The sequence below is a fragment of the Microbacterium sp. K27 genome (assembly GCF_004794435.1).
Classification (GTDB): Bacteria; Actinomycetota; Actinomycetes; order Actinomycetales; family Microbacteriaceae; genus Microbacterium; species Microbacterium maritypicum_A.
The window spans coordinates 89,521-105,611 of the sequence record NZ_SSDK01000043.1 but is presented as its reverse complement, the minus strand read 5'-3'; the positions used below and the strand labels follow the sequence as shown (position 1 = coordinate 105,611).

General features: G+C 69.0%; 17 protein-coding genes. 16 read left to right on the top strand and 1 reads right to left on the bottom strand.

The genetic code is table 11. The features are described from left to right. The first annotated feature begins 114 nt into the window (after positions 1-114). From DW307_RS14160 to DW307_RS14115, 10 genes are all read left to right on the top strand, one after another. A complete protein-coding gene (locus tag DW307_RS14160; RefSeq protein ID WP_136025025.1) occupies positions 115-963 on the top strand; it encodes an ABC transporter ATP-binding protein in 849 nt (282 codons plus the stop codon). Then, complete coding sequence (locus DW307_RS14155) at positions 960-2,000, top strand: aliphatic sulfonate ABC transporter substrate-binding protein (RefSeq protein ID WP_136025024.1); 1,041 nt, start codon at positions 960-962, stop codon at positions 1,998-2,000. The genes DW307_RS14160 and DW307_RS14155 overlap by 4 nt, the downstream gene beginning before the upstream one ends. Beyond that, complete coding sequence (locus tag DW307_RS14150; protein ID WP_136025023.1) at positions 1,997-2,857, top strand: ABC transporter permease; 861 nt, start codon at positions 1,997-1,999, stop codon at positions 2,855-2,857. Before DW307_RS14155 ends, DW307_RS14150 begins: the two co-directional genes overlap by 4 nt. A 2-nt stretch (positions 2,858-2,859) precedes the next feature. After that, complete coding sequence (acs, locus tag DW307_RS14145; RefSeq protein ID WP_136025022.1) at positions 2,860-4,866, top strand: acetate--CoA ligase; 2,007 nt, start codon at positions 2,860-2,862, stop codon at positions 4,864-4,866. A 21-nt stretch (positions 4,867-4,887) separates the two neighbouring features. Next, positions 4,888-6,192 carry an O-acetylhomoserine aminocarboxypropyltransferase/cysteine synthase family protein gene (locus tag DW307_RS14140; RefSeq protein WP_136025021.1) on the top strand — a complete coding sequence of 435 codons (1,305 nt, stop codon included), beginning with the start codon at positions 4,888-4,890 and terminating at the stop codon, positions 6,190-6,192. Beyond that, on the top strand, positions 6,189-6,767 hold the full coding sequence (locus tag DW307_RS14135) for a CoA-binding protein (RefSeq protein WP_136025020.1): 579 nt from the start codon (positions 6,189-6,191) through the stop codon (positions 6,765-6,767). The genes DW307_RS14140 and DW307_RS14135 overlap by 4 nt, the downstream gene beginning before the upstream one ends. A gap of 32 nt (positions 6,768-6,799) precedes the next feature. After that, a complete protein-coding gene (coaE, locus tag DW307_RS14130) occupies positions 6,800-7,399 on the top strand; it encodes a dephospho-CoA kinase (RefSeq protein WP_021201532.1) in 600 nt (199 codons plus the stop codon). Beyond that, positions 7,396-8,613 carry an MFS transporter gene (locus tag DW307_RS14125; RefSeq protein ID WP_136025019.1) on the top strand — a complete coding sequence of 406 codons (1,218 nt, stop codon included), beginning with the start codon at positions 7,396-7,398 and terminating at the stop codon, positions 8,611-8,613. Before coaE ends, DW307_RS14125 begins: the two co-directional genes overlap by 4 nt. Positions 8,614-8,720: 107 nt before the next feature. Next, complete coding sequence (gene uvrB, locus DW307_RS14120) at positions 8,721-10,793, top strand: excinuclease ABC subunit UvrB (RefSeq protein WP_029258316.1); 2,073 nt, start codon at positions 8,721-8,723, stop codon at positions 10,791-10,793. Positions 10,794-10,804: 11 nt separating this feature from the next. Beyond that, complete coding sequence (locus DW307_RS14115) at positions 10,805-11,155, top strand: TfoX/Sxy family protein (protein WP_021201529.1); 351 nt, start codon at positions 10,805-10,807, stop codon at positions 11,153-11,155. 35 nt (positions 11,156-11,190) lie between these two features. Here DW307_RS14115 and DW307_RS14110 read toward each other — a convergent pair whose 3' ends face one another. Then, complete coding sequence (locus DW307_RS14110; protein WP_172889137.1) at positions 11,191-11,433, bottom strand: hypothetical protein; 243 nt, start codon at positions 11,431-11,433, stop codon at positions 11,191-11,193. A 45-nt stretch (positions 11,434-11,478) separates the two neighbouring features. Between DW307_RS14110 and DW307_RS14105 the strand changes: the two genes are divergently transcribed. From DW307_RS14105 to DW307_RS14080, 6 genes are all read left to right on the top strand, one after another. Then, positions 11,479-11,922, top strand: coding sequence for a MarR family winged helix-turn-helix transcriptional regulator (locus DW307_RS14105; protein ID WP_021201527.1), 444 nt, complete (start codon positions 11,479-11,481; stop codon positions 11,920-11,922). A gap of 71 nt (positions 11,923-11,993) precedes the next feature. Continuing rightward, positions 11,994-12,749 (top strand): DUF4129 domain-containing protein, encoded by a 756-nt coding sequence (locus DW307_RS14100; protein ID WP_136025018.1) that lies wholly within the window; start codon positions 11,994-11,996, stop codon positions 12,747-12,749. Beyond that, on the top strand, positions 12,746-13,219 hold the full coding sequence (locus DW307_RS14095; protein WP_231494416.1) for a hypothetical protein: 474 nt from the start codon (positions 12,746-12,748) through the stop codon (positions 13,217-13,219). Before DW307_RS14100 ends, DW307_RS14095 begins: the two co-directional genes overlap by 4 nt. Next, on the top strand, positions 13,216-14,187 hold the full coding sequence (locus DW307_RS14090; protein ID WP_136025017.1) for an AAA family ATPase: 972 nt from the start codon (positions 13,216-13,218) through the stop codon (positions 14,185-14,187). The genes DW307_RS14095 and DW307_RS14090 overlap by 4 nt, the downstream gene beginning before the upstream one ends. Continuing rightward, entirely contained in the window at positions 14,184-15,497 is a 1,314-nt protein-coding gene (locus DW307_RS14085; RefSeq protein ID WP_240750661.1) for a DUF58 domain-containing protein, read from the top strand. Before DW307_RS14090 ends, DW307_RS14085 begins: the two co-directional genes overlap by 4 nt. Further along, entirely contained in the window at positions 15,494-16,087 is a 594-nt protein-coding gene (locus DW307_RS14080; RefSeq protein ID WP_136025016.1) for a hypothetical protein, read from the top strand. The genes DW307_RS14085 and DW307_RS14080 overlap by 4 nt, the downstream gene beginning before the upstream one ends. Positions 16,088-16,091: the final 4 nt, after the last annotated feature.

Below are 16,091 nucleotides of genomic sequence, written 5' to 3'. Positions count from 1 at the left end.
GCCTTCGGGCGGGTGTGGCGGCCCGTTTCGCATATCCACACCACGGAATCCCGCTCGTGACGCAACATTACGACGGCATTCGTGACAACCGATCCGCTCGGCCAGCATGGGCGTATGACCACCCTGCTGCCCGCACCGCGCACCACCGTCGCTCCGACGACGGTGGGTACGGCACAGGCCGTTCGGCTCGACGGCATCGAACGATCGTTTCCTCTGCCGCACGGCCACCGCGAGGTGCTGCGGGGCGTCGACGTCGACATAGCCGCCGGTGAGATCGTGGCCGTCGTCGGGCCCTCCGGCTGCGGCAAGTCGACCCTGCTGCGCCTCGTCGGAGGTCTGGACGCGCCGACACGAGGCGGCATCCGACTCGACGATACGCCCGTCGCCGACGTGGACGAGCGCACGGCCGTGGCGTTCCAGGAGCCGAGGCTGCTCCCGTGGCGCACGATCGCACAGAACGTCGAACTCGGCCTCCCGCGGGGCACCGCACGCCGCCTCGGCCGCGAACGCGTCCGTGAGCTGCTGCAGCTGGTCGGCCTCGATCATGCGGCGGATCAGCGTCCTCGCGAGGTGTCCGGCGGCATGGCCCAGCGCGCATCCCTCGCCAGGGCTCTCGCCCGGAACCCCGGCGTGCTCCTCCTCGACGAGCCTTTCGGAGCGCTCGACGCGCTCACGCGCCTGCGCATGCACGATCTGCTGCTGAAGATCCACTCCGCGGAGCCCACCACGATCCTCCTCGTCACGCACGATGTGGAAGAAGCCCTCTATCTCGCCGACCGTGTCCTCCTGCTGCGCACGCTGGGCGCGGCCGCCGGCGACGAGTCCTCCATCGCCCGCACGATCACCGTTCCGGGCACCCGCCCCAGAGACCGCGCCGATCGCGGTCTCGCCGACCTGCGCGCCGACCTTCTCGAGGGCCTCGGCGTCGACACCCACCACCGCACCGCCGAGGAGACCCGATGAGCATCACCACCCGCCGAATCGTCCCCGCGATCGCGATCGCCGGGACGATGATGCTCGTCGCGACCGGTTGCGTCGCGGGAGAGAACGCCGCGGCCACCGACACGAAGCCCACCTCCGGGACCACCGAGTGGTCGTCCGACACGCTGTCGATCGACTTCGCGACGTACAACCCGCTGAGCCTCGTGATCCGTGACCAGGGCATCCTCGAAGACATCCTCGGCGATGAGGTCGCCGTTGAGTGGGTGCAGTCCGCCGGCTCCAACAAGGCCAACGAACTGCTGCGCTCCGGCTCGGTCGACGTCGGATCGACCGCGGGATCCGCGGCGCTCCTTGCCCGTGCCAACGGCTCGCCCATCCAGGTCATCGACATCTTCTCGCAGCCGGAGTGGGCGGCCATCGTCGTCGGACCGGACAGCGACATCACGTCGATCGAAGATCTGAAGGGCGCCTCCGTAGCTGCCACCAAGGGCACCGATCCCTACTTCTTCCTGCTGCAGGCGCTCGAAGAGGGCGGCCTGTCGCTCTCGGACGTCGAGGTGCAGAACCTGCAGCACGCCGACGGCCGGGCGGCTCTCGACGGCGGTTCGGTCGACGCGTGGTCGGGCCTCGATCCGATCATGGCCGCGGCCGAGGCAGAGTCGGGTGACAAGCTCGTCTACCGCAACGTCGACTTCAACACGTACGGCTTCCTCAACGCCACCGAGGACTTCATCACGAACCACCCCGACCTCGCCCAGGCGGTCGTCGACGCCTACGAGCAGGCACGCGAGTGGGCACTGGAGAACCCCGACAAGACTGCGGCGCTCCTGGCCGAGGTCGCCGGCATCGACCTCGGCGTCGCCACCACCGTGATCGAGGAGCGCTCGAACCTCGACGTGAGCGGCGTCCCCGGCGACGACCAGATCGCCGTGCTCGAGAAGATCGCCCCCGTGCTCGTGGAGTCCGGCGACGTGCAGGGCGGCAAGGACTCCGTCGACAAGGCGCTCTCCTCGATCGTGAACGCGACCTTCGCCGAGAAGGCGGTCGACGGCGAGTGAGCGAACTCGACCAGCGCGTGATCGTGCCCGCCGACTCGCGGGACGCGCTCGACTTCGCGAAAGGCGACCTCAGGCGGCCCGATGCCGCTGCCCGGCGCACCTGGGACCGTCCGGTCGTTCGCATCGTCGCCGGCCTCCTCCTCCCGGCGATCATCCTGATCGTCTGGCAGGTCGTCACGACGAACGGGCTCATCCCGCCCTACCGCCTGCCCACGCCCGCCTCGGTCTTCCAGGCCGGTGTCGAGCTCGCGGAGAGCGGCCAGCTCTGGACCCACATCGCCATCTCCGTGCAGCGCGTGCTGCTCGGATTCGCGATCGGCTCCCTGATCGGTCTCGCCGCGGCGGGAGTGGTGGGGCTGTCCCGGCTCGGCGACGTGCTGCTGAGCCCGACGCTCGCCGCCATCCGCGCGGTGCCGTCGCTGGCCTGGGTGCCGCTGCTGATCCTCTGGATGCAGATCGGGGAGGAGTCCAAGGTCACGCTCATCGCGATCGGGGCGTTCTTCCCCGTCTACACCACGGTCGCCTCCGCACTCCGGCATGTCGACCCGCAGCTCGTCGAGGCCGGACGCTCGTTCAGCCTGCGCGGATGGTCGTTGTTCCGCATCGTGCAGCTGCCCGCGGTCGTGCCGTCCGTCGTCTCCGGCCTCCGTCTCGCGCTGGCCCAGGCGTGGTTGTTCCTGGTCGCCGCTGAGCTCATCGCTTCGTCCATGGGGCTCGGCTTCCTGCTCACGGATTCTCAGAACAGCGGTCGAGTGGACCGCATCCTTCTCTCGATCGTGCTGTTGGCTCTGCTCGGCACCATCACCAACGGCGTTCTCGTGCTGGTGGAGAAGTACCTGCTCCGTCGGTGGGTGTGAGCATGACCGAGGTGCGATTGCAGGAGGCTCGTGTCTACGAGCCGTCGGACCATTTCCCGCACGCGAACGTGACGGCGGAGGCGTACGCGCGCGCCGCGGCGGACCCCATCGCCTTCTGGGAGGATGCGGCTCGACGGCTCGACTGGGCGGAGCCCTGGCACACACCCCATGAGTGGGAGCCGCCGAGCGGAGATGCGGTGCCTGCGGCGCGCTGGTTCACCGGAGGCACGCTCAACGTGGCCGTCAATTGCGTCGACCGGCACGTGGAGTCCGGCCGAGGCGACAAGATCGCCCTGCACTTCGAGGCGGAGCCGGGCGACCGTGTCGCGGTGACGTACTCCGACCTGCGGCAGCGCGTGTGCCGCGCCGCCAACGCTCTCGTGGCGCTCGGCGTCGAGGCGGGCGACCGTGTCGTGATCTACCTTCCCGTGCTCGTCGAGACGATCGTGATCACGCTGGCCTGCGCGCGGATCGGCGCCGTGCACTCGCTGGTCTTCGGGGGCTTCTCCGCCGAAGCCGTGCGCTTCCGCCTCGAAGACACCGGTGCGAAGCTGCTGGTCACGAGCGACGGGCAGTACCGACGCGGCGCTGCCACCGAGATCAAGTCCACGGCCGATGTCGCCGCCTCCGGTCTTCCCGCCCTCGAGCACGTGCTGGTGCTCCGGCGCACGGGCCAGGACGTGCCGTGGACGGACGGGCGCGATGTCTGGTGGCACGACGTCGTCGATACTGCGTCGCCCGTGCACGACGCGCAGCCGTTCGATGCCGAGCATCCGCTCTTCATCATCTACACCTCCGGCACCACCGGGAAGCCGAAGGGCCTCGTGCACACGTCGGGCGGCTATCTCACGCAGGCGAGCTGGGCGCACTGGGCGCACTTCGATGCGAAGCCCGACGACGTGCACTGGTGCACCGCAGACCTCGCCTGGGTCACCGCGCACACCTACGAGATCTACGGACCGCTCTCGAACGGTCTCACCCAGGTCATCTACGAGGGGACCCCGGATTCTCCGCACCGGGAGCGCCATCTCGAGATCATCGAGCGATACGGGGTGACCGTCTACTACACGGCACCCACACTGATCCGCACCTTCATGACCTGGTTCGGCCCCGACCTCCCCGTCGGCCACGACCTCTCGACCCTTCGCCTGCTCGGCACGGTCGGCGAGGCGATCAACCCCGAAGCCTGGGTGTGGTTCCGCCGCAACTTCGGCCGTGACGAGCTTCCGGTGATCGATACGTGGTGGCAGTCCGAGACGGGCGCCGCGATGATCGCGCCGCTGCCCGGGGTCACACGACTCAAGCCGGGCTCGGCGTCGGTGCCCCTGCCGGGGATCGACGTCGCGGTGGTCGACGAGGACGGACGCGAGGTCGAACCCGGCCGCTCCGGAACGCTCGTGGTCCGCCGCCCGTGGCCCGGGATGGCTCGCACGGTGTGGGGTGACCCGAAGCGCTACCGCGACGCCTACTGGTCGGCGTATGCCGGTCACGGCGAGTTCGGTGGCTTCTACGTCGCCGGAGACGGTGCGACCCGAGACGTCGACGGGTACATCTGGATCCTCGGCCGACTCGACGACGTCGTCAACGTCTCCGGACACCGGCTCTCCACCATCGAGATCGAATCGGCTCTCGTCGCGCATGCCACCGTCGGTGAAGCCGGCTCCGCCGGTGTCTCCGACCCGATCACCGGGCAGGCCGTCGTGGCGTTCGTGACGCCGTCGGGCCGCGCAGAAGTGACGCCGGCCGACCTGCGTGCGCAGGTCGCGCAGTCGATCGGCCCTGTCGCCAAGCCGAAGCACATCGTGGTGGTACCGGATCTCCCCAAGACACGCTCGGGCAAGATCATGCGGCGACTCCTGGCGCAGCTGTGGGAGGCCGAGCAGGACCGCCGAGCAGGTCGCGATGCCCAGCCGCTCGGAGACACGACCTCGCTGCAGAACCCCTGGGCCGTCGACGACATCGCCGACGTGCTCGGTAGCGCTGAACTCTCGACACCGCTGAACTCTTGACACCGCTGAACTGAGGACATCATGACGGAAGAACATCGCTTCGGGTTCCGCACTCGGGCCCTGCACGCCGGCGGAACCCCTGACGCCTCGACCGGCGCGCGGGCCGTGCCGATCTATCAGACGACATCGTTCGTGTTCGACGACGCGGCGGATGCCGGCAACCTCTTCGCGCTGCAGAAGTACGGCAACATCTACTCCCGGATAGGCAACCCCACGGTCGCGGCCCTCGAGGAGCGTCTGGCGTCACTCGAAGGCGGGATCGGCGCCGTCGCCACCGCATCCGGGATGAGCGCGGAGTTCATCACGTTCGCAGCCCTCGTCGGCGTGGGTGACCACGTCGTCGCCGCTGCGCAGTTGTACGGCGGCACCGTGACTCAGCTGGACGTGACGCTGCGCCGCTTCGGTGTGGAGACCACATTCGTCGCCTCGACCGATCCTGCCGACTTCGCCGCCGCTATCCGTCCGGAGACGAAGGTCGTCTACGTCGAGATGATCGGCAACCCCTCGGGAGAGATCGCCGACGTCGAAGGACTGGCGGCCGTCGCCCATGCGGCCGGTGTGCCGCTCGTGGTCGATGCGACGCTGGCGACCCCGTACCTCGCTCGTCCCCTCGAGCACGGCGCCGACATCGTCATCCACTCCGTGACGAAGTTCCTCGGCGGACACGGCACCACGCTCGGCGGCGTCGTCATCGAGAAGGGCACGTTCGACTGGGGCAACGGCAAGTTCCCGCAGATGACCGAACCCGTCGACTCGTACGGCGGCATCAAGTGGTGGGACAACTTCGGGGAGTACGGCTTCCTCACCAAGCTCCGATCCGAACAGCTGCGCGACATCGGCCCCGCGCTCAGTCCGCAGTCGGCGTTCAATCTGCTCCAGGGCATCGAGACCCTTCCGCAGCGCATCGACGCGCATCTCGCGAACGCCCGGGTCGTCGCGGACTGGCTCGCCTCCGACCCGCGGGTCGCCTACGTGACCTGGGCAGGGCTCGAAGGACACCCGCATCATGAGCGTGCGGCCAAGTACCTGCCCCTCGGGCCCGGTTCGGTGTTCGCCTTCGGGGTCGCGGCCGAAGACGGGAGGGCGGCGGGGGAGACGCTGATCGAGAACCTGCAGCTGGCCTCCCACCTCGCGAACATCGGAGATGCCCGCACCCTGGTCATCCACCCGGCGTCGACGACACATCGCCAACTCACCGAGGAGCAGCTCGTCGCCGCAGGCGTGCGTGCAGATCTGATCCGCATATCGGTCGGGCTGGAAGACGCCGACGACATCATCTGGGACCTCGACCAGGCACTCACCACGGCGACAGGAGTGAACCGATGAGCGCGACCACCCCGGGCGATGCATGCGCGCTGCCCGCCGTGACGGATGTGGCGGCCTGCGCCCTGCCCGGGGCGGCGGAGACCGTTCCCGGACGGACCTGGATCGGGCCGAGCCCGCAGGAGCGCTTCGGTCTGTTGCGACGTGCGAGGTCGATCGCGATCGTCGGCGCCTCGAACAACCCCGCGCGCGCGTCATACTTCGTGGCGACGTACCTGCTCTCCAGCACGGCCTACGACGTGTACCTGGTGAACCCTCGCGAGACCGAGATCCTCGGACAGCCCGTCTACGCCACGCTGAGCGACCTCCCCGTGGTGCCCGACATCGTGGACGTGTTCCGTCGGCATGATGACCTTCCCGGCATCGCTCAGGAGGCGATCGAGGTGGGTGCCCAGACGCTGTGGCTGCAGCTGGGGTCCTGGAACGAGGACGCGGCGGCCATCGCGGAAGGTGCAGGTCTCTCCGTGGTCATGGACCGGTGCATCAAGATCGAGCACGCGCGGTTCCACGGCGGCCTGCATCTGGCGGGCTTCGACACGGGCGTGATCAGCTCGCGCCGTCAGCTGCTCGCGAGGTGAGGAGCGGCCGCAGCGAACCTTAGACTGGCGGCATGCCCCTCATCGCGCTCACCGGCGGCATCGCCTCCGGGAAGTCGACCATCGCCCGGCGTCTGGCGGAGCACGGCGCCATCGTCGTCGATGCCGATCAGATCGTGCGTGACGTGCAGTCGCCCGGGTCGCCTGTGCTCGTGCGGATCGCCGAGACCTTCGGTGCCGATGTCATCGCGCCCGACGGTTCTCTCGACAGGGCGGCGCTGGGTGCGAAGGTCTTCGGCGACGCCGACCTCCTCGCGCAGCTGAACGCGATCGTGCATCCGGCGGTGCGCGAAGAGTCGCAGCGCCGCTTCGACGCGGCCTTCGCCGACGATGCCGACGCGGTCGTCGTCTACGACGTGCCCCTTCTGGTCGAAGCACGGGTGGACGACCCCTGGGACCTCATCGTGGTCGCGCATGCCCCGGCTGCTGTGCGTCGGCAGCGACTCGTCGAGCTGCGCGGGATGGACGAGCGCGCGGCGCAGGATCGGATCGACGCCCAGGTCTCCGACGAAAGACGTCTCGCGATCGCCGATGTGGTGATCGACACGTCCGACTCTCTCGAGCGCACACGCGCGCAGACGGATTCCCTCTGGGAGCGGATCAGCGCACGGTGACCTTCTCCGGTCACGCCCCGGGCTCCCGCGAGTATCGGCGTCTCATCGTCGGTCTGTTCTTCGCGGGGATCGCGACGTTCGCACAGCTCTACTCGGCCCAGGCCGTGCTGCCGCAGATCTCCTCCGATCTCGCGGTCGCCCCGGCGACGGCAGCCCTGAGCGTGTCTGCCGCGACGCTCGGCCTCGCGCTCGCGGTCATCCCCTGGTCGGTGGTCGCTGATCGCATCGGTCGTGTGCCCGCCATGGCCACGGGCGTGCTCACAGCCACTGTGTTCGGTCTCACCGCCCCGTTGAGCGGCGAGATCGGGATGCTTCTCGTCCTGCGTTTCGCGGAAGGGGTGGCGCTGGGAGCTGTGCCGGCTGTGGCGCTCGCCTATCTCAGCGAGGAGGTGGAGGCCCGCCACGCCGCCGCTGCGGCGGGAAGCTACATCGCCGGGACCACGGTCGGTGGTCTGCTCGGCCGCATCGCGTCGGGGATCGTCGGGGAGGCCGGCGGATGGCGCGCCGGCATCCTGTCGGTCGCCGTGATGTGCGCGGTCGCCGCCGCGCTGTTCCTCTGGCTCACTCCGCGCGCCAGGGGGTTCGTCCCCGGTCGTCTGCGCGTCGATCGCGGGCCCGGCATCCTGGAGAAGCTGCGTGCGCCGTTGCGCTCGCCCTTGCAGTGGGCGCTGTACGCGCAGGGATTCCTGCTGATGGGCGCTTTCGTGGCGGTCTACAACTACCTCGGCTTCCATCTGTCGGCCGAACCGTTCGTGCTGCCCGCCTGGGTGGTCACGCTGCTCTTCCTCGCCTACCTGGCCGGCACGGTCTCGTCTCCCTGGGCCGGGGCGCTCGCCTCGCGGGTCGGGCGCTTCCCCGTGCTGCTCGCCTCGATCGCTGTGATGGCCGCGGGCGCCGGCCTGCTGCTCGTGCCGGTGGCGACGATCGTGCTGGGCGGTCTCGTGCTCTTCACGGCCGGGTTCTTCGGAGCCCATGCCGTCGCCTCCGGATGGACGCCGGTCGCGGCAGGCCCCGCGAGTCGGGCCCAGGCGTCGTCGTTGTACTACTTCGCCTACTACGCCGGGTCGAGCCTGTTCGGGTGGATGCTCGGCCTCGTGTTCGGCGCCGCGAGCTGGGGCTGGTTCGTCGCCGTCATCGTCGCGATGTGCGGCGTGGCTGCTCTCGCGGCCGTCTCGGCTCTGCGCGGCGCACCCACCGGGCAGTCGTCTTCCTGAAAGGAACTCCTCATGCTGTCGCGGCGGGCGACGCCGTGCGCATGGATGCGACCGGGTGGATCCCTCTCGACGGCCTCGATGTCGGAGGGGCGGCATACGCTGGAGGTATGCAACCCACGCGCAGTGTCCGACCTTTCGAGGTCATCAGCGAGTATGAGCCCGCGGGCGACCAGCCGAAGGCCATCGCCGACCTGGCGGCGCGCATCAACGCGGGAGAGACCGACGTCGTGCTGCTCGGTGCGACCGGTACCGGAAAGTCCGCGACGACGGCGTGGTTGGTCGAGCAGGTGCAGCGCCCGACGCTCGTTCTCGCACACAACAAGACGCTCGCCGCACAGCTCGCGAACGAGTTCCGCGAGCTCATGCCGAACAACGCCGTCGAGTACTTCGTGTCGTACTACGACTACTACCAGCCCGAGGCCTACGTGCCCCAGACCGACACCTTCATCGAGAAGGACTCCTCGATCAACTCCGAGGTCGAGCGACTGCGCCACTCCACGACGAACTCGCTGCTGAGTCGCCGCGACGTCGTCGTCGTCTCGACCGTGTCCTGCATCTACGGACTCGGGGCTCCCGAAGAGTACCTGCGCGCCATGGTCGCCCTTCAGGTAGGGGAGCGCTACGACCGTGACGCCCTCATCCGCCAGTTCATCGCGATGCAGTACAACCGCAATGACGTCGACTTCTCGCGAGGCAACTTCCGGGTGCGCGGCGACACCATCGAGATCATCCCCGTCTACGAAGAGCATGCGATCCGCATCGAGCTGTTCGGCGACGAGATCGAGGCTCTGTATTCGCTCCACCCGCTCACGGGAGAGGTCATCGAGAAGCTCGACGCCGTGCCGATCTTCCCCGCCTCGCACTACGTTGCCGGCACCGATGTCATCCAGCGTTCTATCGGCACCATCGAGACCGAGCTGGAAGAGCGCCTGGCCGAGTTCGAGCGGCAGGGCAAGCTCCTCGAGGCGCAGCGTCTGCGCATGCGCACCACTTTCGACCTCGAGATGCTGCAGCAGTTGGGCTTCTGCTCCGGCATCGAGAACTACTCGCGCCATATGGATGGACGCGCGCCCGGCGAGCCGCCGCACACCCTGCTCGACTTCTTCCCCGACGACTTCCTGCTGGTGATCGACGAGTCGCACGTGACCGTCCCGCAGATCGGAGCGATGTACGAGGGTGATGCATCGCGCAAGCGCACACTCGTCGACCACGGGTTCCGGCTGCCGAGCGCCATGGACAACCGCCCGCTGCGCTGGGACGAGTTCAAGAACCGCATCGGTCAGACCGTCTACCTGTCCGCCACTCCCGGCAAGTACGAGATGGGCATCGCCGATGGCATCGTCGAGCAGATCATCCGCCCGACCGGTCTCGTCGACCCGGAGATCGTGGTGAAGCCGTCGAAGGGGCAGATCGACGACCTGCTCGAGGAGATCAGGGTACGGGTCGAGCGCGACGAGCGCGTCCTCGTCACGACTCTCACCAAGAAGATGGCGGAGGAGCTCACCGACTTCCTCGGTGAGCACGGGGTGCGGGTGCGCTATCTGCACTCCGACGTCGACACCCTGCGTCGCGTGGAGCTGCTCAGCGAGCTGCGCGCCGGCGTGTACGACGTCCTCGTGGGCATCAACCTCCTGCGTGAGGGACTCGACCTTCCCGAGGTCTCCCTCGTCGCGATCCTCGACGCCGACAAGGAGGGGTTCCTGCGTTCGGGGACCTCGCTGATCCAGACCATCGGTCGTGCGGCCCGAAACGTGTCCGGCGAGGTGCACATGTACGCCGACAAGATGACCGACTCGATGACGAAGGCGATCGAGGAGACCGACCGGCGTCGCGAGAAGCAGGTCGCGTACAACAAAGAGCACGGCATCGACCCGCAGCCGCTCCGCAAGCGCATCGCCGACATCACTGAGGTGCTGGCGCGTGAGGGTGCCGACACGGCAGAGATGTTGTCCGGTCGCGGTCGCGCCACCGGCAAGGGCAAGTCGCCCACGCCGAACCTGCGCCGCACGGGCATCGCGGCCGAGGGGGCGCAGCAGCTCGAAGCCACGATCCAGGATCTGTCCGATCAGATGCTCGCGGCAGCGGCCGAGTTGAAGTTCGAGCTCGCCGGGCGCCTGCGTGACGAAGTGCAGGACCTCAAGAAAGAGCTCCGTGCCATGGAGCGCGCCGGGCACGCGTAGGAGGCGGGCTGATGGACGCTGCGGGGAACGAACTCGCCGATCGGGTGCGTGCGTTGCTGGGCGTGGACACCGAGATCGAAGAGCGTCGGATGTTCGGTACCAGGGCGTTCCTCGACGACGGCCGCATCCTCGTCGGCGCGCGTCCGGGTGGCGTCCTTCTGGTGCGCGTCGATGACGAGAACGGTGCCGCGCTGCTCACGGAGCCCGGAGCAGCGCGGGCCGTCATGGGTGCGCGCACGATGAGCTCCGGCTGGCTCGACGTGGCGGCCGGGGCCATCGAGGACGACACCGCGCTCATGTTCTGGCTTGACGTCGCTCGGGAGTCGACGGGTTCGGCGAACGAGGCTCCAGAGGAGAACTGACGCGACGGGCGGGACCGTCGCCAAGATCGAGGCCGCTACGGGCAGTGCACCAGGGTCTTCGGCCCGGTGCGGTCGATCTCGTGCTCCGTCATCGGTGCGCCGCAGAGAGGGCAGGCGCGCTCGGCGCGCTCTGCGGCGCTCGGGGGCGGAGTCTTCTCGTAGGGGCCAACGGATGCGGGTCCCGCGAACCGGATGAGGTTCGTGTTCACCCAGGAATACAGCCCTCCGGCGTCGCGGATGCGAGTACGGAGGGGCGGGCGATCGGAATCCTGTGCCATGTTCATTAGTGTACTAACTATTAGTGCAGATGTATAGTCTCCCTTGTGACAGCATCCGATGACCTGCTCCGGCTCGAGAACCAGCTCTGCTTCGCCCTGGTGACCGCGGCGCGCAATGTCGTCGCCCTGTACCGTCCCATCCTCGAGCCGCTGGGGCTGACTCATCCCCAATACCTCGTCATGCTGGCACTGTGGGAGCGGTCGCCGCGGACTCTCAACGACCTGGCGATCGATCTCGCCATGGAGCCGGCGACGGCTTCGCCGCTCGTGAAGAGGCTGGAGACGGAGGGGCTGGTCGTGCGTCAGCGCAGCAGCGAGGACGAGCGGCGCCTGGAGATCACGCTCACGCCGGCGGGAACGGCGTTGCGTGACCGGGCGGTCGACGTTCCGCACCAGGTCATGGCGGCGGTCGGCATGGGCGTCGACGAGATCGCGGCGCTTCGGGACGGTCTCGGACCTTTCGCGGGGCGTCGTCCTGACCTCGGCTGACGCGTCGGGCGCTCACGGCTCGCGGGAATCGACGACCACGAGGTGGGGGAGCAGCCCCCTAGGGTGGAGGCATGTCGCGCCCCGAGCCCTCGATCCCGGGGCGGGAGCGTGCCGGGACAGACCGGCCGCGGGGGCTTCTGCTCCCGCTGATCGCGATAGCCGGCTTCTTCGCGACGATCATGTTCGCAGCCTCGGCACAGGGCCTTCCGCAGTTCGGAGGATGGTTCACCGCTACCGAGGAACGGGCAGGTGACGACGTCCTGCCGACGGCGCCGACGGAGACCGCGCCACCGCCGTTGGATCCCCCTGAGGATTCGCCGTTGCTCGCGATCATCGGCTACGTCCTCGCGGCGGTCGTCGTCGCCGTCGTGCTCGCGATGGTGTACCTCGGTCTTCGACTCCTGATCCGCTACCTCGTGGGTCTCTGGCGTGACCGTCCGCTCGCGCGTCGCAAGGCGGCGCGGGTCGATGCCCGGGTCGTCATCGCACCCGCGGCCCACGTCGAACCGGACGAGGCGACGATCCAGCGTGGAATCGCGGAGGCGCTGAGGACGATCGACGGTCGGCCTCTGCCCGGCGACAGCATCGTGGCGGCGTGGGTGGGCCTGGAGGAATCGGCGGCGGATGCCGGCGCCGGCCGCGGTGTCAACGAGACCCCGTCGGAGTTCACCGTTCGCATCATCGGCCGACGTGCGGGGATCGCCGACGATGTCGTCGCCCTGCTGGGCCTCTACGAACAGGTGCGCTTCGGCGGGCACGACGCCGACGAGCGCGATCGGGTCCGAGCCGCCGAGTGCCTCCGCGGCATCCAGAAGGGCTGGCGATGAAGAGACGAATCCTGGTCCTGGGCGTCGGTGCCGCCGTCGCTGTGATCGTCCTGCTCCTGCTCGGTCAGGTGGGCTTTCCGGTTCCGTTCGTCTTCGCCTGGATGATCCTCGCCATCGCGGTGGTGTGCGCCTGCCGACAGGAGTTCATCGAGGTCGGGCCTGTCTGGCCCCCCGAGAAGCCGAGCCGCAAGACGCGCGGCTCGGAGGTATCCCGCATGGCCTGGGCGATCAACACGCGCACGGGAGTCGCCGGGCACGTCGTCGTGCGCCGGGTGCAGAGCGTGTTGAGAAGACGACTCGCCCTGCGTGGACTCGACCTCGACGATCCCACGCATCACGCGCGCATCGACGCGCTGCTCGGCGGGGGAGTGCGCGACGCCCTGCACGGTCGTGAAGTGCGGAGCACTGACATCGAGATCGTGCTCGACGCGATCGAACGAATCCCGAATGACACGGAGGAGACCGGATGAGCAGCCAGGAGACCACGCAGATCGCCGCCACGGGGCGTCGAGTGCTCGACAGCGTACGCGGCGCCGTCGTCGGGATGGACGAGCCCCTCACGATCGCCCTCGCTGCGATCCTCGCGGGTGGCCACGTGCTCTTCGAAGACGTTCCGGGGTTGGGGAAGACTCTCGCGGCGAGGAGCCTGGCGTCCGCGCTCGGCCTCGGTTTCCGTCGCCTGCAGTGCACGCCGGACATGCTCCCGGGCGACGTCACCGGCTCCTACGTGTATGCACCGGCCTCCGGTGAGTTCGTGTTCCGACCCGGCCCCATCTTCACCGGCCTGCTCCTGGCCGATGAGGTGAACCGCACCACTCCCAAGACCCAGTCGGCGATGTTGGAGGCGATGGCCGAGCATCAGGTCACGGTCGAGGGCAACAGCTTCGCCCTACCGCGTCCGTTCCACGTGATCGCGACCTCGAATCCGATCGAGTACGAGGGCACGTACGCGCTTCCCGAGGCGCAGCTCGACCGGTTCATGGTGCGGCTCGCCGTCGGATACCCCGGGCCGGACGATGAGACGCGCATCATCCTCGACCGCGTACGCCGACAGAGCCCCGATGCGTTCGTCGATCCGGTCATCGACGAACGGGGGCTCCTCGCGATCCAGGCAGCCGTCGAGAGGATCCACGTCGATGCCGATGTCGCCCGGTACTGCGTGGAGCTCACGAGGTCGACGCGGGATGCGACGCATGTCGCGGTCGGCGCCTCGCCGCGCGGATCGCAGGCTCTCGTCCTGCTCGGCCGCGCACTCGCGGCCCTGGACGGTCGCGATTACGTGCGGCCGGACGACATCAAGCGCATCGCGGAACCCGTGCTCGCGCACCGGCTGACCCTGACGCCGCATGCCTGGGCGCAAGGAGTGGATCCCCGGTCCGTCGTGGCGACGGTGGTCGAGGCCACGCCGGTGCCGCCGACCGTGGCCGCGGTGCGATGACCGAGCAGGTCCGTGTCACGGCACGTGCCCCCGTGCACTGGAGTCGGACGCCCGTGATCGCGATCGGACTCGCCGGCTCGACGATCCTCGCTGCCGTAGGGCTCGTCTTCTCGCGACCCGACGTGATCGGCATCGGGCTTCCGCTCGCGCTCGCGACGGCATGGATGCTGCTGCGTCGGCCCGGTGACGATGTGCTGTCGATCGAGCTGCGTGCACGTCCGGAGCGCTCGGACGGCTCATCGGAGGTCATCGCCGCGGCAGATGCGGTCCTCGACGGCGACTGGCTCCAGATCGCGGTCGATCAGGAGGAGCAGCGGTCGGGGGTCGCCGACGTGAAGGTCGGGAGCTCCGTCCTCACGTCGCGCAACCGCCTGCAGCACTCCGGTCCTCTGGAGCTGCTCGGAGTGACCGTGCGCGGGGTCGCTCTCGACGGCGCGTGGGTCACCGAGGCTGCTCCTCGCGTCGCACTGGGGTGGAACACACCGCCGCGGCATGTCCGGATCGGGCGTCTCCCGGTCGCGCCGCGATTGAGGGGTCTGCACGGTGCCCATGAGGGATCGCGGCCCGGCCAGGGCGGAGACTTCCGTGACATCCATCCGTTCGCCCCCGGCGACGAACTGCGCCGCGTCGACTGGCGGGCGACCGCGCGCGCCGCTCGCCGACCGGGTGAACTGCTCGTGCGACGCACTGCCACCCTCAGCGATTCCTCGGTGGTGATCGCGGTCGACACCGCGGAGGATCTCGGGACCGTCGTCGCCGCCTGGGGAGCGGACGATGCCGACCGGACAGGCGTCACCTCGCTGGACCTCGCGCGGGAGGCCGCGCTGTCCATCGCCACTTCGGCGGTCGGCGTCGGTGATCGGGTGGCGTACCACGCGCTGTCGCCCGGGGGTCTCAGCCTTCCCTCCGGTGGAGGTGCACGTCATCTCGCGCGGGTGCGGGACGTGATCGCGGCGACGGGTCAGAGTGACGAGGACTCCCGGTACCGCCGGTCGCCGGTCGTGCCTGCGGGATCCATCGTCTTCGTGCTCTCCACGTTCTTCGACGGTGTCGCCGCCCAGCTCGCCATCCGTTGGCGGGCGGCGGGGCACGCCGTGGTCGCCGTCGACGTGCTCCCGGCTCCGGACGAGAGCCGGCTCAGCCGTGAGCAGCGCATCGCGCTCCGGACCCTGCTCGCGGAACGCGCGGACATCCTCGTCGAGCTCCGGCATGCCGGCGTAGAGGTCGTCGCGTGGACGGATCAGGACGTCGACGTCGCGATGCGGCTCGCGGCGCTCCGTCAGCAGCGGATGCGGACGGTGCGGCGGTGAGACGCGGTCTCCGTTCGTTCCGGGTGCGGGCGGCTGCGCCCGGCGTCACGGTGCGGCTCCTGCTCGTCGCGATGGTGTGGGCAGGGGCGGTCGTGCTCGTTCCATTCCCGTTGTGGCAGGGCGTGGCGGTGATCGCCGCGGTCCTCGCTGTCGTGCTCCCGCGGTCCCTGGCGGCGTGGTTCGCGGCGGCGTGCCTGGTGTTCGGAGTCCTCCTGACCCCACCCGATCCGGGACGCACAGCCCTCGCCGTCCTGCTCGTCCACGCGATCCACGTGCTCGCATCGTTGAGCCTCGTGATCCCGATCTCCTCGCGTGTCGCCCTCGCCGTCCTGGGGCCGAGCCTGTCGCGCTTCTGCATCATCCAGCTGCTGGCGCAGCCCGTCGTCCTCGCGGCATGGTTGCTGGCGCCGTCGAACGTCGAGCAGGGGATCACGGTGCTCGCCCCGCTCGCCGCAGTGATGCTCGTGCTCGGTGTCGGGCTGGCGTTGAGAGCCGTCCGGAGCTCGGATGTGCCGCGGCCGGCACGATCGGCGGGAGAGGAATCGGTCGCTGAGCGTCCTCGCGGAGCCAATGTCCGTGGCCCCTCGTAGACTT